The sequence below is a fragment of the Cognatundibacterium luofuense genome (genome assembly GCF_018139685.1).
GTDB lineage: Bacteria > Pseudomonadota > Gammaproteobacteria > Burkholderiales > Burkholderiaceae_D > Undibacterium > Undibacterium luofuense.
In genome coordinates this window covers 224,841-246,318 of the sequence record NZ_JAGSPN010000004.1, presented here as the reverse complement: position 1 = coordinate 246,318, position 21,478 = coordinate 224,841, and the positions used below count along the sequence as shown (strand labels likewise).

General features: G+C 51.7%; 18 protein-coding genes. 14 read left to right on the top strand and 4 right to left on the bottom strand.

The genetic code is table 11. The features are described 5' to 3' along the window. Positions 1–538: 538 nt before the first annotated feature. The 4 genes from KDM89_RS07870 to KDM89_RS07855 form a co-directional block, all read right to left on the bottom strand. The gene (locus tag KDM89_RS07870) at positions 539–1,027 is read right to left on the bottom strand and encodes a hypothetical protein (RefSeq protein WP_212687391.1); all 489 of its coding nucleotides are present in this window, start codon (positions 1,025–1,027) and stop codon (positions 539–541) included. Between the two features lie 594 nt (positions 1,028–1,621). Continuing rightward, a complete protein-coding gene (locus tag KDM89_RS07865) occupies positions 1,622–2,854 on the bottom strand; it encodes an MFS transporter (protein WP_212687390.1) in 1,233 nt (410 codons plus the stop codon). Between the two features lie 96 nt (positions 2,855–2,950). Further along, on the bottom strand, positions 2,951–4,261 hold the full coding sequence (locus tag KDM89_RS07860; protein WP_212687389.1) for a homoserine dehydrogenase: 1,311 nt from the start codon (positions 4,259–4,261) through the stop codon (positions 2,951–2,953). Positions 4,262–4,283: 22 nt separating this feature from the next. Continuing rightward, positions 4,284–5,513 carry a pyridoxal phosphate-dependent aminotransferase gene (locus KDM89_RS07855; protein WP_212687388.1) on the bottom strand — a complete coding sequence of 410 codons (1,230 nt, stop codon included), beginning with the start codon at positions 5,511–5,513 and terminating at the stop codon, positions 4,284–4,286. Positions 5,514–5,897: 384 nt separating this feature from the next. Here KDM89_RS07855 and KDM89_RS07850 point away from each other — a divergent pair, with 384 nt between their 5' ends. The 14 genes from KDM89_RS07850 to KDM89_RS07785 all read left to right on the top strand — a co-directional run bounded on the left by KDM89_RS07850 (position 5,898) and on the right by KDM89_RS07785 (position 21,266). After that, the gene (locus tag KDM89_RS07850; RefSeq protein WP_212687387.1) at positions 5,898–6,275 is read left to right on the top strand and encodes an Mth938-like domain-containing protein; all 378 of its coding nucleotides are present in this window, start codon (positions 5,898–5,900) and stop codon (positions 6,273–6,275) included. Beyond that, the gene (locus tag KDM89_RS07845) at positions 6,272–7,942 is read left to right on the top strand and encodes a glycosyltransferase family 39 protein (RefSeq protein ID WP_212687386.1); all 1,671 of its coding nucleotides are present in this window, start codon (positions 6,272–6,274) and stop codon (positions 7,940–7,942) included. Before KDM89_RS07850 ends, KDM89_RS07845 begins: the two co-directional genes overlap by 4 nt. Before the next feature lie 40 nt (positions 7,943–7,982). Further along, positions 7,983–8,354 (top strand): EamA family transporter, encoded by a 372-nt coding sequence (locus KDM89_RS07840; protein WP_212687385.1) that lies wholly within the window; start codon positions 7,983–7,985, stop codon positions 8,352–8,354. A gap of 101 nt (positions 8,355–8,455) precedes the next feature. Next, positions 8,456–9,583, top strand: a complete 1,128-nt coding sequence (locus KDM89_RS07835; protein ID WP_212687384.1) for a DegT/DnrJ/EryC1/StrS family aminotransferase — start codon at positions 8,456–8,458, stop codon at positions 9,581–9,583. 18 nt (positions 9,584–9,601) lie between these two features. Next, positions 9,602–10,567, top strand: coding sequence for a glycosyltransferase (locus KDM89_RS07830; RefSeq protein ID WP_212687383.1), 966 nt, complete (start codon positions 9,602–9,604; stop codon positions 10,565–10,567). Continuing rightward, positions 10,567–11,469 carry a formyltransferase gene (locus KDM89_RS07825; RefSeq protein WP_212687445.1) on the top strand — a complete coding sequence of 301 codons (903 nt, stop codon included), beginning with the start codon at positions 10,567–10,569 and terminating at the stop codon, positions 11,467–11,469. Before KDM89_RS07830 ends, KDM89_RS07825 begins: the two co-directional genes overlap by 1 nt. Positions 11,470–11,520: 51 nt before the next feature. Further along, on the top strand, positions 11,521–12,561 hold the full coding sequence (locus tag KDM89_RS07820; protein WP_212687382.1) for a bifunctional UDP-4-keto-pentose/UDP-xylose synthase: 1,041 nt from the start codon (positions 11,521–11,523) through the stop codon (positions 12,559–12,561). 7 nt (positions 12,562–12,568) lie between these two features. Continuing rightward, complete coding sequence (locus KDM89_RS07815; RefSeq protein ID WP_212687381.1) at positions 12,569–13,504, top strand: polysaccharide deacetylase family protein; 936 nt, start codon at positions 12,569–12,571, stop codon at positions 13,502–13,504. Between the two features lie 57 nt (positions 13,505–13,561). After that, entirely contained in the window at positions 13,562–14,044 is a 483-nt protein-coding gene (locus KDM89_RS07810) for a peroxiredoxin (RefSeq protein ID WP_329604634.1), read from the top strand. A 108-nt stretch (positions 14,045–14,152) separates the two neighbouring features. Continuing rightward, the gene (locus KDM89_RS07805) at positions 14,153–15,892 is read left to right on the top strand and encodes a PhoH family protein (protein ID WP_212687380.1); all 1,740 of its coding nucleotides are present in this window, start codon (positions 14,153–14,155) and stop codon (positions 15,890–15,892) included. A 644-nt stretch (positions 15,893–16,536) separates the two neighbouring features. After that, a complete protein-coding gene (locus KDM89_RS07800; protein ID WP_212687379.1) occupies positions 16,537–17,046 on the top strand; it encodes a MarR family winged helix-turn-helix transcriptional regulator in 510 nt (169 codons plus the stop codon). A 7-nt stretch (positions 17,047–17,053) separates the two neighbouring features. After that, on the top strand, positions 17,054–18,478 hold the full coding sequence (locus KDM89_RS07795; protein WP_212687378.1) for an efflux transporter outer membrane subunit: 1,425 nt from the start codon (positions 17,054–17,056) through the stop codon (positions 18,476–18,478). Between the two features lie 59 nt (positions 18,479–18,537). Then, positions 18,538–19,716, top strand: coding sequence for an HlyD family secretion protein (locus tag KDM89_RS07790; RefSeq protein ID WP_212687377.1), 1,179 nt, complete (start codon positions 18,538–18,540; stop codon positions 19,714–19,716). Then, positions 19,713–21,266 carry a DHA2 family efflux MFS transporter permease subunit gene (locus KDM89_RS07785; protein WP_212687376.1) on the top strand — a complete coding sequence of 518 codons (1,554 nt, stop codon included), beginning with the start codon at positions 19,713–19,715 and terminating at the stop codon, positions 21,264–21,266. The genes KDM89_RS07790 and KDM89_RS07785 overlap by 4 nt, the downstream gene beginning before the upstream one ends. The last annotated feature ends 212 nt before the right edge of the window (positions 21,267–21,478 follow it).

The window sequence follows — 21,478 nt, the reverse complement described above, 5'->3', positions numbered from 1 at the left end:
TAACCCAGTTGCGTATTGTCAGGACAGGTATCAAATCTCAACTAACAGGGACTAGTGAGAAATCTATTCCCCTCAACTTACCAGCTTCAATATCGAGCTTATGCGGTCTGATATGACCACTCTCAAGTCAGATCCGGGCAATGGATGAACGATTACAACGAGCAATGTCAACATGATTCACTCAACCGGATGACACCTGTTGAATACCGATTGTTCCATCAGCCTCAAAACTCTAGTAATACCTGGCACTGATTAGGGGAGGGTTACAGTTACTCGGACGATTGAGCAAGCTGCTGGTGCGGCGATCCTTCAAACAACCCGCTGGCGGGACGACCTGTAACAAAGGTATTCGTGGCGGGATCATAAACAAACTCAACGCCGCCACCTTTCGGATAGTAATTCCGCAATGCGGCAACAGATGTTTGATCCGAAATTCCGATAGTTCCAGGTACCGGCCCAGCGCCACCTGTTCCAGGCCAGCCAGCATTTACTGCATCAAGCGCCTCAATCTCGCCTGCTGTATTTGCCCCAATAAATTCTAATATCCTTCTGACGATTCACTACTTAAATCTACGGGAGCCAAATTGGCAAATTCCAACCAACGATTTAATGGAACTGCAAAACTACCGATCATAAGTTCACCATGATGCAAACCAATGTCTTGGCCTCGTTCGAACAGTATCAACAGTGGCTCATAGATATCTGCGTATGAAGATGCGACCACGTTGCCAATATCGACATATGCCTGCCACTTAATGTAATCCGCACATAACTTCCGCACGTAAGCATTTGGTTGCATTACTGGATTTAACACTGCTTCAATTTCTGTTTTCACAGTAGCGTCTAGCTCTGCTTCTGTAACTATCTTTGGATCAAAAAAAGGATCTGACTTCCATTCAGGAAGCGCTTTCGCCATGAGCGCAACCCTACGAAGATATTCCCTAGCGATCAGCACATCGGACGGAGACGCTTCACTGTTAGTAGGAAGCGTCTTTAGTGATTGAATACGTTTAATCGCACTTTTCATTTTATTTTCCATATTGCAGTGAGCTTCCCCTGAAATTTAGTCCCCCAAAGGTGACGTAAAATCAACGAAACTTTGGAAAGACAAATGATGAACAGGATACCCAAAAAAGCTTATACGACCGAGTTTAAAGCGCTGGCAGTCAAACGTGTAACTGACGCTCTCCAGTTCAATATTTGGAAAACTGGATGAAGAAATAAAATCAAGAGAATCTCGCTGCATGACTTTCATCTGATGGAGAACTAATTATCGAGGGAAGGTCAATTTGGAAACATTGTTTTAAATTGTCCAACAACACCAAGGCCGTAAGCCGTACCCCGCAAGGCGCATTGCAATGCGCCAATTGAGAATGATACCGAGCCGCTACGCCGTTTTTCTGGCTGCAAAATGCCTGTTTTTGCCCCAAATGCGGACTTCAGCACACCGATCCGGCGGTCGTCGGCAGAAAGTCCGGGCTTTCAGAAAACGCCCATGCGGAGTTCTGCACAATTGTGTGTTCGTACAGCGTTAAGTAACAGCCGTTTTCAGAGGCTGGGTACGCTTTGGATTTGCTTATCTGTTTGCCTGAAGACCGGTGTTTTTCCGGAAATTGCCGCCTTACACCGTTGTCAGTGAAGACCGGTATAAGCGCAGCCATGCCAGCAGTTTTAAGGCACAAGGCAGCACTGCGTACGCCAGTATCAGCGCGCTGACTGCCTGTGCATCCTGCCTGCCGGGCGCGTAACCGGCCAGACTCAGCAAAGGCATGGCCAAACCGGCTGCCAGCGCCAGATTCATTTTGCTGAGCCAGTTCCACAAGCCGAAATACCAGCCCTCCTGTCCGCTATCCTGCTGTTGGCGTATCACGCCGGCCAGCAAGGCGGACGGTAAGGCCAGATCGGCGCCCAGCGCAAAGCCGGAACCGGCGCACACCAGTGCAAACAGCAGCAAGTCACCAGCGCCGAGAAAACACACCGTGCTAAACGATGCGATGGCCAGCCACATACCGGCCTGCCATGCCCTTGCCTCATGCCAGCGGCGTCCGAGGCAGTTCCATGCCGGTACGGAAAGCGCGGCACAGACAAAATACAGCAGCAACAATAAGCCTGCCTGATCCGGACGCTGCAGCACATCGGCTGCGTAAAACAAAAACAGCGTTGCGGGAATCGCGGATGCAATGCCGTTCAGGGCAAACGTCTGATACAGATGGCGCGTGGTATTTGCCTGAAAAATGGAGAGTGAGTGTGAAGAGCCGGCATTCTGGCTGCTTGCGTGAACAATCTCTGCCGGATGGGATGCGTACAAACGCCAGATCGCGAAAACAGATAACACGCAAGAGACCATCAGAATCTGAAACACTGCCGCTGCAGAAAACCAGTAAGTCCACAATGAAGCGGTGATGACGCCACACAAACCGGCAAATTCCCGCGCAGACGTCAGTTGCAAGCGGGTTTGCGGCGTATTGCCCAGAATCGCGCCCCAGCTTTGCAAGGCTATCGTTGCGCTGCTGAATCCCAGATACACCAGCAGCAAGCCTGCGCACAGGCTGATTGCCGGTACGGTCTGTAAAGGGTGAAACAACAGCCAGAAACCAAGATTGACCGGCAGCGTCGCCAGTGTGAATATGAGCGCAAAGCGCGCCGGATGCTGTTGTTTATCCAGCCATGCACCAAACCACGGATCAAAAAAAGCATCTGCCACACGGGATGCCAGCAAAATCAGGCCAATAGCTGTCAGTGACCAGCCGTAACTGGCGGTGTACAGTTGCGGCACATAGACATACACCGGTAAGGACAGCAATGCCAGCGGGAATCCGGGTAATCCGTACTGCAGCAGGGTTTTGAGCGGCATAGTGGCGTCTGAATGTAAAAACGCCCTCATTATTTCATGAGGGCGTTTTTTATGCCGGAGCCTGCTGTTTGCTGAGACATTGCCGCTTAGTGCAGCTTAGTTCAGTTCTTCCAGGCGCAGCTTGGTGACTTTGCCGCTGACTGTTGCCAGTTGTTCGATTTTTTCAATCGCGGCAATGATATTTTTCTCTTTGGTCTGATGGGTCAGGATGATGATATCGGTACGAGTTGCACCATCGCCCGGTTCTTTTTGCAGCATCGCATCAATCGAAATCGTCAGGTCCGCCAGAATGCGTGTCACATCGGCCAGTACGCCCGGGCGGTCTTCCACATGCATACGCAGGTAGTAGCTGGTGGTGACTTCTTCGATTGGCAGAATCGGCAGATTGCTGATGGCATCCGGCTGGAATGCCAGATGCGGAACACGGTGTTCAGGATCCGCCGTTGCCAGACGGGTCACGTCAACCAGATCAGCAATCACGGAAGATGCCGTTGGCTCAGAACCCGCGCCTTTGCCGTAATACAGTGTGGTGCCAACCGCATCCGACTGCACCAGTACCGCATTCATAGCACCTTCAACATTGGCAATCAGGCGTTTTGCCGGTACCAGTGTCGGATGGACACGCAGTTCCACGCCTTCAGCAACGCGTTTGGCGATACCGAGCAGCTTGATACGGTAACCGAGTTCTTCCGCAAACTGAATATCAACCGCTTCCAGTTGAGTAATACCTTCAACATAGGCTTTATCAAACTGCATAGGAATGCCGTAAGCAATCGATGCCATGATCGTGGCTTTATGGGCGGCATCGACGCCTTCGATATCGAAAGTCGGGTCTGCTTCTGCGTAGCCGAGTTCCTGCGCCTGTTTCAGCACTTCCTGAAAACTCAGGCCTTTGTCACGCATTTCCGACAATATGAAGTTGGTTGTACCGTTGATGATGCCGGCGATCCATTCGATGCGGTTCGCTGTCAGACCTTCGCGCAGCGCTTTGATAATCGGAATGCCGCCGGCAACTGCGGCCTCAAACGCGACCATCACACCTTTTTCCTGCGCCGCTTTGAAAATTTCATTGCCGTGGATTGCCAGCAAGGCTTTGTTGGCTGTGACCACGTGCTTGCCATTTGCAATCGCTTGCAGCACCAGTTCGCGCGCGGTTTCGTAACCGCCGATCAGTTCAACAACGATGTCAATTTCAGGATTGTTGACGACGTCAGATGCCTGCGCGACGACCTGAATCGTATCGCCGCAAATCTTACGAGCCCGTTCCGTATTCCGTGCGGCAATCATGGTAATTTCAATTCCACGGCCTGCGCGACGCATAATTTCCTGCTGATTGCGCTGTAATACGTGAAATACTCCGGAACCGACAGTTCCTATACCTAACAGACCGACTTTGATGGGTTTCATAAGATTTTCGACAATATAAAAGTTAATTAGTACCGTGACGCTTTCGGTAAGCTTCGAGGAAATGCGAAATGCGACCGAAGGCTTCCGTTAAATCATCCGTATTAGGCAGGAACACCACACGGAAGTGGTCAGGCTTGATCCAGTTAAAGCCTGTTCCCTGCACCAACAATACGCGCTGCTCGATCAACAGTTCGCGTATAAATTCCTGATCATCGGCAATCGGGTAGATTTCCGGATCCAGTTTCGGAAACATATACAGAGCCGCTTTGGGTTTAACGCAGCTGACTCCGGGAATTTCTGTTAACAACTTATGCGCAAGATCGCGCTGCTTCAGCAGGCGGCCGCCGGGGCCAACCAGATCCTGAATACTCTGATAACCGCCCAGCGCGGTCTGAATCGCAAACTGGCCCGGCGCGTTGGCGCACAGGCGCATCGATGCGAGCATGTTCAGACCTTCGATGTAATCTCTGGCGTGACGTTTTTCGCCGGAAACAATCATCCAGCCGGCACGGTAGCCGCAAGAACGATAATTTTTAGAGAGACCATTCAAAGTCACAAACAATACATCATCTGCCAGCGAGGCGATAGAAATATGCTCTTCGCCGTCGTACAAAGTTTTGTCGTAAATTTCATCGGCAAACACCACCAGCTGATGCTGACGGGCGATTTCCACCAGTTGTTCCAGTACTTCACGCGGATACAGTGCGCCGGTAGGATTGTTCGGGTTAATGATGACGATCGCTTTGGTGTTCGGTGTGATTTTGGCGCGGATATCATCCATATCCGGCATCCAGCCAGCGCTTTCATCGCAGACATAGTGCACCGGCTTACCACCGGAGAGGCTGACAGCTGCTGTCCACAGCGGATAATCCGGCGCCGGTACCAGCACTTCATCACCACTGTTCAGTAAGGCATTCATGCCCATCACGATCAGTTCAGACGCGCCATTGCCGATATAAATATCTTCAATCGTGACGCCATGGATATGTTTTTCCTGGCTGTAGTGCATGATCGCTTTGCGCGGTGCAAACATACCTTTGGAATCGGTATAACCGGCTGCGCCCTGCATATTACGAATCATATCCTGCACGATTTCGTCCGGCGGATCGAAGTTGAATACAGCCAGATTGCCGATATTCAGCTTAATGATCTTGTGGCCTTCGTCTTCCATCTGCTTGGCCTTTTCCAGCACCGGACCACGGATGTCGTAACATACATCGGCTAACTTCTGAGATTTCTGAATCGGGCGCACGCGAAAATTCCTTTTTATTCAAGAGACTGAGCAGGACGAATGAAGGCCTGTGCTGCAAAATGCTGCACTGCCGTACAAGCCATTTTGCACAAGGAATGCATCGAAAGCAATCACAGCCTTGCCCTTGTTTCCGTAATTCTTCGGAAAGTCCTCAAGTTTCGCCGAAAACCGTCCATCAGCACATAGTCAGGCGGCATGTTTGCCAGATTCTGTTGCAATATGCTTATGCGGATTTCGCATATGTAAGCGATCAGCAACTTTGTTTGCTGATTTTTTGTGCAAGTCCCGGTCGATTGCAGTGCGCTATCTGCATGCAGGCAGCAAAAACAGGAAAAACAGTTACAATGCCGCACGTTTTTCTGTTCGTCTTTCCGGGATTTACGCATGAAACTGCACTCTACTCAAACTCAGCAATATCAGACTATTACCGCCTACGAAAAAGACGCGGTAGAAATCAACGCCATCTGGTACAAGCACAGTCTGATCGTATTACCGGAAATGAAGCCGGTGGTCTGGGAGCCTGTCAGTTTTGAACAATTGAGTAACACCCACTTTGAACAGATCGAAGCCTTCAAGCCTGATGTTGTGATTCTCGGCACCGGACAGAAGCAGCGCTTCGCGCATCCGCGCCTGATGCAATCGCTGATGCAGCGTCATATCGGCGTGGAATGCATGGACAACCATTCTGCATGCCGCACCTACAATATTCTGATGGCAGAAGGCCGTAAAGTCGCTCTGGCGCTGATCGTGGAGCCGGCATGAAGCGATCACCGTTTGAATCGACTACGCTGGTACGCACGCTGACTGCCGCGTTTTTGTTGTTTTGGTTTTACATGCTCGGTGCGCGCGTGCTGGTGCCTACCGATGAGGGGCGTTACGCGGAAATGGCGCGTGAAATGCTGGCAACCGGTGACTGGATTACCTTGCGCTTAAACGGCATTAAGTACTTTGAAAAGCCGCCGCTGCAAAACTGGATGAATGCGCTGACTTTTGCCTTATTCGGACTTGGCGAGTGGCAGGCGCGTTTATGGACTGGTTTAACCGCCTTGCTGGGCATCGTGTCCGTCGGCTTTACTGCAGCAAAGTTATATGACCGCCGCACTGGCTGGATTGCTGCACTGATGCTGGGCAGTGGTTTTTACTGGGCTGGTATGGGTCACGTGAATAGCCTCGATATGGGTATCTCAGGCTTTTTCGCCGTTGCCTTATGCGCACTGATTCTGGGGCAGCGTGACGGCGTCAGTGAAAAAGAACAGCGCAACTATATGCTGCTGTGCTGGGCCGCGATGGCGCTGGCAACTCTGTCCAAAGGTTTGATCGGCATCGTATTGCCGGGTGCTGTACTGACTTTATATACGTTGCTTGCACGCGATTTGCGCATGTGGACGAAATTGCACTTCGGCAAAGGATTGCTGCTGTTTTTTGCAATCACGGCGCCGTGGTTCATCCTGATTGCGATGCGCAATCCTGAACATCCGCATTTTTTCTTCATCCACGAACATTTTGACCGTTTTACCAGTGGCGTGCATAAGCGCGGCGGCCCGTGGTATTACTTTATTCCGCTGATGGTGCTCGGTATCCTGCCATGGCTGGGCTATTTGTTCAGCAGTGTCGGCGCAGGTTGGAAAAAAGAAGCGAGCCGCTTTCAGCCACTGCTGATGGCGTGGATCTGGGCTGTGTTTTTCTTTGTCTTTTTCAGCGTTTCCGGCTCCAAATTACCGGGCTATATCGTACCGATTTTCCCGGCGCTGGCACTGATTGGTGCCCGTCAGGCAGCACAAGGCGGTGAAGTCTGGCAGAAAATTTCTCTGGCAACTTCCGCCATTCTCGGTATCGCACTGACTGCCGGTGTGCAATGGAAACTGCCGTCGCTGCTCGCCGGTAAGCCTGAATATGAAATTCCCTTGTATCAGGGTTATGCGGTCTGGTTGCAGATTGCCGGCGTTTTGTTTTTGCTTGCTGCAGTCGCGGGCTGGGTATTTTTGCAAAAGCAAATGAAAGACTGGAGCCTGCTGGCGCTGGGTTTAACAGGATTTATCGCCGGACAAATCGCTTTCCTCGGCCATAACGAGTTCGGAAAATATATTGCCGGCACCGCACATTTACCTGCAATGCGTGAAGTATTGAAGACGCCGGGATCGCATTTTTACGGTGTAGGACGCTATGAACAGGCCATGCCTTTCTATGTGGAACGCACTATGACACTGGTGGAATTCCCGGATGAAATGCAGTTTGGTCTCAGCATTGAGCCGCAATTGTGGATACCGCAACGTGAAGATTTTGTACATCGCTGGCTGGCGCATGTGCAAAACAAAGAAGCTGCGGTTGCAGTGGTGCGCCGCGATATTTATGATGATTTCCGTGCCCGGGGGATACCGATGCGTGTGATCGGTGATGACCCTAAGCGTATCGTGATCAGCGCGCAATAATCGTTTTTACACACAACTGACATAAAAAGAATACGGATCAATGAATATTTCCACTTTTGGCTTTATTATCAGCGGCATTTTACTGAATGCACTTGCTCAGCTTTTACTGAAAAAAGGTACCAACGCGATTGGTGCAATCCATCTGACTGCGGATAACTGGTTTGCGACCGGCTTGCAGGTGGCAACGCAATTGCCGATTATCGGCGGACTGAGCTGCTATGTGATCTCGGTGGTTGTCTGGATTATCGGCTTATCGCGCGTGGATGTATCGATTGCGTATCCTATGCTGTCGATCGGTTATATCGTGAATGCGATCGGCGCATGGTATTTCCTCGGCGAGATCATGTCAGTACAGCGTTTGCTCGCTATCGGCGTCATCATTATTGGTGTTGCCTTGCTCGTCAAAAGCTGACAAGTATCAATTTGCCGCTTTTTTCCGTTTTTCCGGCGCTCAGACCAGCATAATCTGACGCCTTCTATGATGAATACCGGTTTTCCGGATGGGATAATTCCATGACAACAGAACTGAGTTTTTTGCCCTTTACCAAGCCAACCATAGACGAAGACATGATCGCTGCAGTTGCGGATGTCATGCGTTCCGGCTGGCTGACCAGTGGCCCGAAAGTGCAGGAATTTGAGGCGAAGCTTTCTGAATTTTTTGGTGGTCGTCCGGTACGTACCTTCAATTCCGGCACCTGCACTATGGAAATCGCACTGCGCATTGCCGGTATTGGCCCCGGCGACGAAGTCATTACGACCCCGAATTCCTGGGTGGCAACTGCGAACGTGATTATCGAAACCGGCGCAACGCCGGTCTTTGCTGATATCGATCCGCAAACCCACAACATTGATCTGGATAAAGTCGAAGCAGTTATTACGCCACGCACGAAAGCCATCATTCCGGTCCATATGTGCGGCCTGCCATGCGACATGGACAAGCTGTACGCTATTGCTGAGAAATACAAACTGCGCGTCATCGAAGATGCGGCGCAAGCAATCGGATCGACCTGGAAAGGTAAGCGTATTGGTTCTTTCGGCGATTTTGTTTCTTTCAGTTTTCAGGTCAACAAAAATATCATGACCGGCGAAGGTGGCTGTCTGGTGCTGAATACACCGGAAGAAGCGAAACTGGCTGAGCGTTATCGTTTGCAAGGCGTTAGCCGCAGTGGTCTGGACGGTATCGATGTGGATGTGCTGGGCGGCAAATACAATATGACTGATATGTCGGCAGCAATCGGTCTGGGCCAGCTGCGTCGTCTGGAAGAATTTAACGCCAAGCGAAAAGCACTGGCGGCGAAGTATTTTGAATTATTCGGTACCGATTTCACCGCACAAACCGGCGCTGAATTGCCGGTCGCGGATTTTGAAAATTCTAACTGGCATATGTTCCATATTGTGTTGCCAGAACGCATTAACCGCGCCGAATTCATGCAGAAAATGCTGGATGTGAAAATTGGCCTCGGTTATCACTATCGTCCGATTCACTTGTTTACGCTGTATCGCCAGCGTGGCTTTACGGATGGCATGTTCCCGGTAGCGGAACGTGTCGGAAAACAAATCGTAACCCTGCCATTATTTCCGGCAATGACAGAAGCTGATGCAGAACGGGTAGTGTCTGCTGTAAAATCCTGCCTCCTTTAATATCCGGTACGCATCAGAATGAAACCAGAATTATCCGTCGTTATCCCTGTTTACAATGAAGAAGCAGGTTTGGCAAAGTTATTCGCCCGTCTCTACCCTGCTCTGGATAAACTTGCTGAGCGCGGTGTCAGCTATGAAGTCGTTTTCGTCAACGACGGCAGCCGTGACAACACGCCGCTGATTCTGGCGGATCAGTTCCGTGTACGTCCGGACGTGACGCGGGTTGTGCTGTTTAACGGCAATTACGGCCAGCACATGGCGATCCTCGCCGGCTTTAAAGCTACCCGTGGTGACATCGTTGTAACGCTGGACGCGGATTTGCAGAACCCGCCGGAAGAAATAGGCGCGCTGGTTGATAAAATGCGCGAGGGATATGACTATGTCGGTTCCATTCGCCGCAAACGTCAGGATTCGGCATGGCGTACTTATGCCTCTAAAGCAATGAACCGTTTGCGCGAGAAAATCACCCGTATCAAAATTACCGATCAGGGCAATATGCTGCGCGCTTATGGCCGCAATGTGATTGATCTGATCAACCAGTGCAGCGAAGTAAATACTTTTGTGCCAGCGCTGGCATATACGTTCTCACGCAAACCGACTGAAATAACTGTTGAGCATGAAGAGCGTGCTGCCGGCGAGTCCAAATATTCGCTGTACAGTCTGATTCGCCTGAACTTCGATCTGATGACCGGCTTTTCTATCATGCCTTTGCAATGGTTCTCCATGCTGGGAATGGCCTTGTCATTGTTGTCCGGCGGACTGGTCGCGTTGCTGCTGATTCGTCGTTTTGCGTTTGGCGCGGAAGCGGAAGGTTTGTTTACCCTGTTCGCGATTGCTTTCTTCCTGATGGGCGTGATTCTGTTTGGTATTGGCTTACTCGGTGAGTACGTTGGTCGTATTTACCAGCAGGTTCGCGGTCGCCCACGTTTTGTTGTTCAAACCATACTGGAGCGCCAGGAACTGACTGAGAAGGATGGTGTGTGATGACGAAACCGGTTGCCGTCGTATTTGCGTATCACAATGTTGGTGTCCGTGGCCTGCGTACTTTGCTGGCGCGTGGCGTTGATGTCGCACTGGTAGTCAGCCATCAGGACAATCCTGCAGAAAATATCTGGTTTGAATCGGTTGCTGCGCTGTGCTCCGAAAAAGGCATACGCTGCATTACACCGGATGATCCTGCGACAGAAGCCTTGCATCAGACAGTTGCCGCCTGCAACCCTGATTTTATTTTCAGCTTCTACTACCGTCATATGCTGCCGGTTACCCTGCTGACACTCGCGAAGCGCGGTGCATATAACCTGCACGGATCCTTACTGCCTAAGTATCGAGGCCGTGTTCCGGTGAACTGGGCAGTTTTACACGGCGAAACAGAAACCGGTGCAACCCTGCATGAAATGGCTGCTAAGCCTGACGCTGGCGCGATTATTGCGCAAACAGCTGTGCCGATTTTGCCGGATGACACTGCATTTGAAGTATTCGGAAAGCTCACCGTTGCGGCAGAGCAAACTTTGTGGAATGCCTTACCCGGTCTGATTGCGGGTACAGCACCGCGCTTGCAAAATAACCTGGCCGAAGGCAGTTATTTTGGCGGACGCAAGCCGGAAGATGGTCGTGTTGACTGGTCTCAGTCTGCACAGAATGTCTACAATCTGCACAGAGCGGTGGCGCCGCCCTACCCCGGTGCATTTTTCGATCAGAACGGACATCGCTTCGTTATTGGTAAAGCAAGATTAACTGACCAGGAAGTTAGAAATTTGCCGATTGGCTTGCAAGTGATAGATAATACGATATTCGGTGTGTGCGGCGATGGTCGTGCAATCTGTATTTCCGAATTACTGCTGGATGGGAAGCCGGTTTCTGCGGAACAGCTCACAAAGCTGTTCTGAACCGTGTTTTACCCAAATCCCTGAGTAATCATTTTTTAAGAAGAACATACTATGAAAAAAGTCCTCATCCTCGGCGTGAACGGTTTTATCGGTCACCACCTGTCCAAACGCATTCTCGAAACAACAGACTGGGAAGTGTATGGCATGGACATGCAAACCGAGCGTCTGGGCGACCTGATTAATCACCCGCGCATGCACTTCTTTGAAGGTGACATCACCATCAATAAAGAATGGGTTGAGTATCATGTCAAAAAATGTGATGTGATTCTGCCGCTGGTCGCGATCGCAACACCATCCACTTACGTTAAACAGCCGCTGCGCGTCTTCGAACTAGACTTTGAAGCCAACCTGCCTATCGTTCGTTCCGCAGCTAAATATGGCAAACATCTGGTATTCCCATCCACTTCTGAAGTGTATGGCATGTGCCACGACGAAGAGTTCGATCCGGACCAGTCCGAACTGATCTGCGGTCCTATCAATAAACCACGCTGGATTTACTCCTGCGCGAAACAACTGATGGATCGCGTCATCTGGGGTTACGGCATGGAAGGCCTGAACTTCACACTGTTCCGTCCTTTCAACTGGATCGGTGCAGGTCTGGACAGCATCCATACACCAAAAGAAGGCAGCTCCCGTGTTGTGACACAGTTCTTCGGTCACATCGTGCGCGGTGAAAACATCTCTCTGGTGGACGGTGGCGCACAGAAACGTGCTTTCACTTACATCGATGACGGTATCGATGCGCTGATGCGTATTATCGACAATAAAAACGGTGTCGCTTCCGGCAAAATCTACAACATCGGTAACCCGACCAATAACTACTCTATCCGTGAACTGGCTCACATGATGCTGGATCTGGCTGCTGAGTATCCTGAATACGCAGAAAATGCGAAAAAAGTTCAGCTGGTAGAAACTACTTCCGATGCTTACTACGGTAACGGTTATCAGGACGTGAAAAACCGCGTTCCGAAAATCACCAATACCTGCGAAGAACTGGGCTGGAATCCAAGCACCACGATGAAAGACACCATGCGCAATATTTTCGATGCTTACCGTTCTCAGGTAGCCGAAGCACGCGCACTGATGGATTAATCCTCTGATGCCGGTTATTGCATTAAAAATTGATGTTGATACCTATCGCGGAACCAGAGAAGGCGTGCCGAATCTGGTCCGGATACTGAAAAAACATCAGGCCGGAGCAACATTCCTGTTCTCGCTGGGAAAAGACCACACCGGATGGGCGCTGAAACGCGCCTTCCGGCCGGGTTTTTTTCAAAAAGTTTCCCGTACCTCGGTTGTCGAACATTATGGTTTTAAAACCCTGATGTACGGCGTGTTTCTGCCCGGGCCGGATATCGGTCAGTGCCGGGAAGAAATGCATCTGGTACGCGACCAGGGATTTGAATGCGGTATCCACACCTGGGATCACGTGTTGTGGCAGGATGCTGTCCGCTACAAAGATGCAGCATGGACTCAGCGTCAGATGCAGCAGGCTGAACAACGTTTCCGCGATATTTTCGGCTACGCGGCACCGACACACGGTGCGGCTGGCTGGCAAATGAACGGTGACGCATTCCGTCAGTTGGACAGTGCAGGAATGCAGTATGCATCCGATGGCCGTGCTCTTCTGAATGACGATGGCTCACTGCAAAACCCGGCAACAGGCCCCTACCGCCTGAGTGTCGATGGTAAGACCATGCAGTGTCTGCAAATGCCGACCACGCTTCCCACACTGGATGAATTGCTGGGTCGCGATATCGCCGGCAAACAAATCACGACCGCAAATATTGCTGCACACATTCTGAGCCTGACGGCAACGCCGCGTGACCACGTATTTACTTTGCATGCGGAACTTGAAGGTCAGAAACTTGCCCCCATCTTCGAGCAGCTTTTGTCAGGATGGAAAGCGCAGGGTTATGACTGCGTTTCGATGGAGCACTACTTTAAACAAATTGCAAATCAGGATTTTCCAACCAAACCGCTACTGTGGGCCAGCGTGCCCGGGCGTTCAGGTGAACTGATTGCAGTGAACTGATTGGCGGGAAGTTTGTCAGCAATACACTTCCCCCTCAGTTTAAACAAGGAGAAAACAGTGGCTGACAATACAATCGCGGTGAATTGCCCGATTCCCTCTTTTTCCGCAAATATGACCAGTGAGAAAGAATTTCGCTTGTCCGACTTTGCCGGAAAAAATCTGGTGTTGTATTTTTACCCAAAAGATAATACCCCCGGCTGCACGACAGAAAGCATTGCTTTCCGTGATGCACAAGCCCAGTTTGATGCGTATAACACCGTCATCGTCGGGATCAGCCGTGACAGCCTTCGCTCCCATGAAGGTTTCAAGAAAAAGCTGGATTTGCCATTCGAACTGATCAGCGATCCGGATGAAGCGCTGTGCCAGACTTTTCAGGTGATGAAGCTGAAAAATATGTATGGCAAGCAAGTCCGTGGCATTGAACGCTCCACGTTTGTCATTGACGCAAAAGGTGTGTTGGTGAAAGAATGGAGAGGCGTGAAAGTTGCAAATCACGTCGAAGAAGTTCTGCAATTCGTTAGCACACTGCCAACAGCTTGATTACAGACAATATCTTACTGCCGCCGCACTACCACAGCCAGCCGGACGCTCCGGCGCTGTCAGTGCGGTTTTTTATTTTCTGTCTCCTCACATTTTTCCGAGGTCCGTATGCCATTACCCAAGATGCCAACGAAGCCGGCAGCCCTGCTCGCGCAAAAAGATTACAACGTGCCAGAGGCATCTGACACGAAGCCGGCGAAGGTGAAAGCGAAAGATACGCCGGAAATCGCGCCTGCTAAAACCGTTGCGAAGAAAGCAGCGACACCGAAAGCCTTGCCGGAAGTGGTGGCTGCACCGGTTGCCGCTACTCCTAATGCAGCGCAGGCTGTGGCAAAAAAAGCCAAAAAAACTATTGCTGAACGCCCTGCTGCGGCTGCTCCTGCGAAAACAGAATCCGGCAACAAGCCAAAATCGCAGATCAGCCGCGCTGCGGACAAATCCGGTCAGGCGAAAATGTTTGTGCTGGATACCAATGTGCTGATGCACGATCCGACATCCCTGTTCCGCTTTGAAGAGCATGATGTCTACCTGCCGATGATCACACTCGAAGAGCTGGATGATCATAAAAAAGGTATGTCCGAAGTTGCTCGGAATGCGCGTCAGGTGTCCCGTTCTCTCGATGCGCTGGTCGCCGATATTGATCATCAATCGATTGAAAAAGGGATTCCGCTGTCCAAACTGGGCAACCGTGATGCCGGCGGCAAACTGTATTTCCAGACAAGATTATCCGAAATCACGCAGCCTGCCGGTTTGCCGAAAGGGAAAGCCGACAACCAGATTCTGGGTGTGGTGCAGGCACTGGAAGCAGAATATCCGGGACGTCCTATCGTACTGGTTTCCAAAGATATCAATATGCGCATCAAAGCGCGTGCGCTGGGTCTGGCTGCAGAAGATTATTTCAATGACCATGTGTTGGAAGACTCTGATTTGCTGTATTCCGGCGTCGTGCAGTTACCGGATGATTTCTGGAATAAGCATGGCAAAGGCATTGAAACCTGGCAGGAAAACAAAAACGGTATCAGTACCACCTTCTACCGTATTACCGGCCCTGTGATTCCTAGTTTGCTGGTGAACCAGTTTGTATATCTGGAACCGAAAAACGGCGAAGCGGCGTTTTATGGTCAGGTGCGTCAGATCAATGGCAAAACTGCCGTGCTGCAAACCCTGCGTGATTACAGCCACGTCAAGCACAGCATCTGGGGCATTTCCGCGCGTAACCGCGAACAGAATTTCGCACTGAATCTGCTGATGGATCCGGAATGCGATTTCGTGACGCTGCTTGGTCAGGCTGGTACCGGTAAAACGCTGCTGGCGCTGGCATCCGGTCTGGCGCAGGTGCTGGAAAGCAAAACCTATAACGAGATTATCGTTACCCGTGTAACTGTGCCGGTTGGCGAAGACATCGGCTTCCTGCCGGGCACTGAGGAAGAAAAAATGTCGCCATGGATGGGCGCGTTTGACGACAATCTGGAAGTGCTGAACAAGTCTGATAACGATGCCGGTGACTGGGGACGTGCAGCGACGCAGGACCTGATCCGCTCCAAGATCAAGATCAAATCGCTGAACTTTATGCGCGGACGTACCTTCGTGAATAAATTCCTCATCATCGACGAAGCGCAGAACTTAACGCCGAAGCAAATGAAAACGCTGGTCACCCGTGCAGGTCCGGGCACCAAAATCGTGTGTCTGGGTAACATCGCGCAGATCGATACGCCATATCTGACCGAAGGTTCCAGCGGTCTGACTTACGTGGTGGATCGCTTCAAAGGCTGGGCGCACAGCGGTCACGTTACACTGGCACGCGGCGAACGTTCGCGTCTGGCAGATCACGCCAGCGAGATTCTGTAAGCATTGCAGATGCCTGTTTAAAAACGCTGCTTCGGCAGCGTTTTTTTCGCCTTGCGGTTTGTGAGGTACTGTCATTGTGCCCAAAAAGGTCGTCCGCTGTTGGTCTTATCTCCTTCCCTCCTTCTTTCCGAGTGTAGTGCTGCATCGTCCGTCATTTCCTGAAAGCCAGTTCATGGCGATTTTTGAGCCCAAAATGCCTTAAATGCGGACTCCGGCACAGCACCCCGCCTGTCGTCGGCAGAAAGTCCGGGCTTCCGCAAATGCCTGATGACGATATTTGCACAATCGAAGTGACCGGCAGCAGTAGTTTGGCATGTGACGTCAGGCTGCGATTCGTATTCATTGTCCGCGTTGGTCTGAACTGTATGCGCCTCTGACCTGCACTTCTCACATTTGAAGCGTTTTTCTAAATGCAGCTGTGCCAGTGATAGGCAAATCCCCCTGCCTTCCCGCATCAAAACTCCAAAAATCAGCGAAATAAACGAAGTAAGCGAAAAATCAGAGAAATTCAGCACAAAAGCAGTTCACTTTCTGATGGTGATGAGGCTTATGTGCTGCCTAATACAAAAAATCGCCGTACTCTGCACAAAAAATAAAACTGATGTAGACTATTGCCTAGTCAATGAATTTCCGGAGGGAATGATATGCAGCAAGCACCCAAGCCGCTGGAGTTTGATGTCACGCAGGTAGAGAACAGCGTCGGCTATCTGCTGGCACGCTCCCGCACCATGCTGTCGCGCTCGGTGGATCAGGCGCTCAGCCGCGCGGGCATTACCCATGCACAGGGCAGCATCATGATTACGCTGTCTATGCATGAGAACGTCACCGCCGCGACGATGGCGCGTGATTTGTTTATCGATCCGGCAGCGCTGAAGCGTTCGCTCGATAAGCTGGAAGAAAAAGGTCTGGTGCGTCGCGTGGCCGATCCTGCTGACCGCCGCACGCTGAAACTGGAGCTGACCGAAGCCGGTCGCGAAGTGGCGATCAGTCTGCCGCCGCTGTACCGCGAAGTACTGGATGTGGCGCTGGATGGCTTTACGCAGGAGGAACTGGGTTTCCTGAAATGCCTGTTACGCAAGCTGCTGGCAAACCGCCCTTTACTGGACGCCAAAGATTTTAGTTGCCAAGGCAATGAAAACCCAAGCAATGAATGAGTGATTTATGAATCAGAACAAACCAGGCAAATTAAAACCCGCGCTGAGCGTTATGGCCATGGCCAGCGTACTGCTGCTGAACGGCTGTGCAAACTTTCAGGGAATTTCCCCGCAGGCGAAGCTGATGCAGGCTCCTGAAACCGCAGCGCAGAACGATGCTGCATGGGATGCAGTGCAATGGCCGCAGCGCATCGGCGGCGAAAATCTCGCGCAACTGATTGCAACCGGCCTGAAAGACAATCCGGGTATCGATATGGCCCGCACCCGCATCAGCGCCGCTGCAACATCAGAAGCACTGGCACGCGCCAGCACACTGCCTTCCGCTGGATTGCAGGCAGAAAGCACTTATCAGCGATTCACGGAAACCGGCATGATTCCGCCGCCACTGGGCGGCACCTGGGATACCAATAATCAGGTGACGGTTGGTGTTAAATACGATCTGGATTTCTGGGGCAAGCATCAGGCAGCGTTGAAATCTGCGATCAGCCAGAAAGCAGCCACCGAAGCCGAATTAGCCGCTGCCCGTATGAGTCTGGCGGCAGCGATTGCATCGCAATGGGTACAGCTGAATCACCATGCGCAGGCGCTGGAACTGACCATCACTCAGCTGAAACTGCGTCAGCGTATCAGCGAATTATCGAAAGCACGCGCCAAAGCCGGTCTGGAAAATCAGACGGAAATCCGCCAGAACGAACTGAGCGAATCCGCACTGCTGCAAGAAATACAGCAATGGAAAGACGGTATCGACAGCGCAAAGCTGCAACTGGCTTTATTGCTGGGTAAAACACCGGATTACGCTGCAAGCATTGCAGTGCCGGCTGCACCTGTACAGGGTCTGACGCTGCCACCGGAAAACCTGCCACTGCATCTGATTGCCCGCAAACCGGAAATCGTTGCTGCGCGCTGGCGTGTTGAAGCAGCCGATGCAGGTATTGCGCAGGCAAAGGCAAATTTCTATCCGGATATCAATATCAATGCATTTGCCGGCTTATCCAGTCTGGGACTGGATCATTTGCTGAAATCCGGCAGTGCGATTGCCGGTGCCGGCCCGGTGCTTTCTTTACCGGTTTTTGATGGTGGTCGTCTGCGCGCCAGTCTGAGCCGCAATGTGGCGGAGTACGACACGGCGGTCTACAGCTATAACCAGTCCTTACAAAGCGCCTTCAAAGATGCTGCGGAGCAAGTGCAAAGTCTGCAAAAGCTGAATGAGCAGCGCAAGATTGCAGAATCTGCACGGCAATCAGCGAATCAGCTGCAGCAACTGGCAACGCTGCGTCAGCGCGCCGGTACAGGCACTGACCTGCCTGTCCTGCAAGCTGAAATCAATGAAGTCGGCCAAAAGAAAAACCTGAATGACATTCAAAGCAAGATGACGCTTTCTCAGATCGCCCTGATCCGCGCTATCGGCGGTGATTTACCGGCCACAAACTGAGCAAGCTGCAAGAACACTAAGATCAATTTAGAAAAATTCAGAAAAATACAGGGATACAGATGAATACCATGCAAGAAAATGAACAGCCAATTCCATCCAACGGTCGCAAAACCCGCCTGATTTTCGTGACTGCCGTGCTGGCAGTTGCCGGTATCGGTTACGGCGCTTACTGGAAAACCGTGCTCAGCAAATATGAGCAAACCGAAGATGCATATGCGGCAGGCAATGTGGTGCAAGTCACACCGCAAATCGCCGGTACCGTGCTGGCGGTCAATGGCGACGATACTGAATACATCGAAGCAGGCAAACCGCTGATCGCGCTGGACAAGACCGACAGCAAAGTCGCGATTGAGCAAGCCGAAGCACAACTGGCACAGGCGGTGCGCGAAGTGCGCGTGCTGTTTGCCAATAATGCCGGTTTGCAGGCGATGGCAGATGCCCGCGCCGTGGATGTGGAACGTGCCAAAGCGGATTTATCCCGCCGTCAGGGTCTGGCGAATACCGGTGCGATTTCTGCGGAAGAAATCGAACATGCAAAAACCGGTCTGAAAGCAGCGGAAGCAGCGCTGACAGCAGCGAAAGATCAGCTCGCTTCCAATAAAGTAATGACCGATAACACCAGCGTAGCCCAGCATCCGAACGTATTGCGTGCTGCGGCGCGTTTGCGCGAACTGCTGGTGCAGGAAAGCCGCACTGTAATTCCGGCGCCGGTTTCCGGTTATATCGCTAAACGCGCGGTACAGGTTGGTCAGCGCGTGGCACCGGGTACGCCGCTGCTGTCTGTTGTGCCGCTGAATTCGCTGTGGGTGGATGCGAACTTTAAAGAAGGTCAGATCACCAAAATGCGTATCGGTCAGCCGGTCACGCTGCATGCAGATCTGTATGGTGACGACATTACTTACCATGGCAAAATTGCCGGTATGTCGGCCGGTACCGGTTCCGCGTTTTCTCTGTTGCCAGCGCAAAACGCCACCGGTAACTGGATTAAAGTTGTGCAGCGTATTCCGGTGCGTATCGCCTTAGATCCGAAAGAACTGGAGAAAAACCCGCTGCGCGTTGGCTTGTCCATGCATGTGCAGGTTGATATTTCTGACCAGTCCGGCAAACCAGTCGCTGTGACTGCTGCGGATAATAAGACAACGGTGTATCAGACTGCCGTATTTGATCATGCAGTGGCTGATGCTGACAGCCGTATTCAGAAAATTATTCGCGAACATTCCGGCGCAGGCAAATCATGAGTCAGCAGGCGCATATCCATCACCCGCCCCTGAAAGGGGGCGAGCTGGCGATGGGAACGCTGGCCTTGTCGCTGGCGGTATTTATGAACGTGCTGGATTCGTCGATTGCCAACGTGTCGATTCCGGCGATCTCCGGTAATCTCGGTGTTTCTCCGCAACAAGGCACCTGGGTGATTACCTCGTTCGCCGTCGCGAATGCGATTTCAGTGCCGCTGACTGGCTGGCTGACCATGCAATTCGGTCAGGTCAGATTATTCATGACCTCAGTATTGCTGTTCGTCTTGTCGTCATGGCTGTGCGGTATGGCACCGAATATTGAAACCCTGATCGTGGCGCGGATTATTCAGGGCGCCGTGGCCGGACCGATGATTCCGCTGTCGCAATCCTTGCTGTTATCCAGTTATCCGCCCGCGAAAAGCTCGATGGCACTTGCACTATGGGGGATGACCACACTGGTCGCACCGATTGTCGGGCCTTTGCTCGGCGGCTGGATTTCCGACAATTACAGCTGGCCGTGGATTTTCTATATCAATATTCCTGTGGGTCTGTTCACTGCGTGGGCAACCTGGTCGATTTATCACAAACGGGAATCTGTAGTGCGTAAAATTCCGGTCGATAAAATCGGACTCGCGCTGCTGGTCATCTGGGTCGGTGCATTGCAGCTGATGCTGGATAAGGGCAAAGAACTGGACTGGTTCAACTCCGGTGAAATCGTGCTGCTGACAGTGATTGCTGTGGTCGGGCTGGTGTATTTCATCATCTGGGAAAACGGGCAAGACCATCCTGTCGTCGATCTGAGTCTGTTCAAAGGACGCAATTTTGCATCCGGCGTTCTGGCGATTTCCGTCGCTTACGGCTTGTTCTTCGGTAGTCTGGTGATTATGCCGCTGTGGCTGCAAACCCAGCTCGGTTACACCGCAACTGAAGCCGGTAAAGTGATGGCGCCAGTCGGGATTTTTGCGATTCTGCTGTCGCCAGTGATTGGTAAATTGCTGCCGAAAGTTGATGCCCGCTGGGTTGCCACCACCGCCTTTCTCGGTTTCGCACTGGTGTTTTTCCTGCGGGCCCGCTTCAATACCGAAGTGGATACCTATAACCTGATGGTGCCGACGCTGATTCAGGGCGCGGCGATGTCGATGTTCTTTATCCCACTGACCTCGATTATTTTGTCCGGCCAGCGTCCGGAAAAAATTCCGGCAGCTTCGGGTTTATCTAACTTCGTCCGGATTATGTGCGGCGGTATGGGTGCATCGATCATGACCACGCTGTGGGATAACCGCTCTACCCTGCACCACTCAAGGCTGACTGAATCCACCGGCTATGCGTCCAGCCAGTTTGTATTGCAGGCCGATAACCTGCACCGTGCCGGTATCGGTGAGCAAGCGGCCTACGGCATGATGGACCGCACTATCTCGGTACAAGCCAGCACCATGGCAGCCACTGATATCTTCTGGATGGCGGCCTGGATGTTCCTCGGTCTGATCTTCTTTGTCTGGATGACCAAGCCGAAACGCAGCGGTGCTCCGGTCGATGCAGGTGGCGCGCACTGATCTGCTGTGACAACAAAACGAAAAAGCCAGCGAGCCGGAATCCGGTTGGCTGGCTTTTTTGTTTTTGCCCCCTCTGCGGCGATGAACCACCTGCCACCGTGTAAATTGTCCGAAAATGCCCCAAATGCGGTGTTCAGCACAGTGATCTGACTGTCGTCGGCAGAAAGTCCGGGCCTCCGAAAAAGTAAAATGACGAAGTTTGCACAATGCCG

Excerpts from the sequence above, each read along its gene's own strand:
- KDM89_RS07845 (WP_212687386.1), top strand. The coding sequence starts at position 6,272 with ATGAAGCGATCACCGTTTGAATCGACTACGCTGGTACGCACGCTGACT.
- KDM89_RS07850 (WP_212687387.1), top strand. The coding sequence starts at position 5,898 with ATGAAACTGCACTCTACTCAAACTCAGCAATATCAGACTATTACCGCC.
- KDM89_RS07820 (WP_212687382.1), top strand. The coding sequence starts at position 11,521 with ATGAAAAAAGTCCTCATCCTCGGCGTGAACGGTTTTATCGGTCACCAC.
- KDM89_RS07830 (WP_212687383.1), top strand. The coding sequence starts at position 9,602 with ATGAAACCAGAATTATCCGTCGTTATCCCTGTTTACAATGAAGAAGCA.
- KDM89_RS07785 (WP_212687376.1), top strand. The coding sequence starts at position 19,713 with ATGAGTCAGCAGGCGCATATCCATCACCCGCCCCTGAAAGGGGGCGAG.
- KDM89_RS07825 (WP_212687445.1), top strand. The coding sequence starts at position 10,567 with ATGACGAAACCGGTTGCCGTCGTATTTGCGTATCACAATGTTGGTGTC.
- KDM89_RS07840 (WP_212687385.1), top strand. The coding sequence starts at position 7,983 with ATGAATATTTCCACTTTTGGCTTTATTATCAGCGGCATTTTACTGAAT.
- KDM89_RS07815 (WP_212687381.1), top strand. The coding sequence starts at position 12,569 with ATGCCGGTTATTGCATTAAAAATTGATGTTGATACCTATCGCGGAACC.
- KDM89_RS07790 (WP_212687377.1), top strand. The coding sequence starts at position 18,538 with ATGAATACCATGCAAGAAAATGAACAGCCAATTCCATCCAACGGTCGC.
- KDM89_RS07795 (WP_212687378.1), top strand. The coding sequence starts at position 17,054 with ATGAATCAGAACAAACCAGGCAAATTAAAACCCGCGCTGAGCGTTATG.
- KDM89_RS07800 (WP_212687379.1), top strand. The coding sequence starts at position 16,537 with ATGCAGCAAGCACCCAAGCCGCTGGAGTTTGATGTCACGCAGGTAGAG.
- KDM89_RS07805 (WP_212687380.1), top strand. The coding sequence starts at position 14,153 with ATGCCATTACCCAAGATGCCAACGAAGCCGGCAGCCCTGCTCGCGCAA.
- KDM89_RS07835 (WP_212687384.1), top strand. The coding sequence starts at position 8,456 with ATGACAACAGAACTGAGTTTTTTGCCCTTTACCAAGCCAACCATAGAC.
- KDM89_RS07870 (WP_212687391.1), bottom strand. The coding sequence starts at position 1,027 with ATGAAAAGTGCGATTAAACGTATTCAATCACTAAAGACGCTTCCTACT.
- KDM89_RS07865 (WP_212687390.1), bottom strand. The coding sequence starts at position 2,854 with ATGCCGCTCAAAACCCTGCTGCAGTACGGATTACCCGGATTCCCGCTG.
- KDM89_RS07860 (WP_212687389.1), bottom strand. The coding sequence starts at position 4,261 with ATGAAACCCATCAAAGTCGGTCTGTTAGGTATAGGAACTGTCGGTTCC.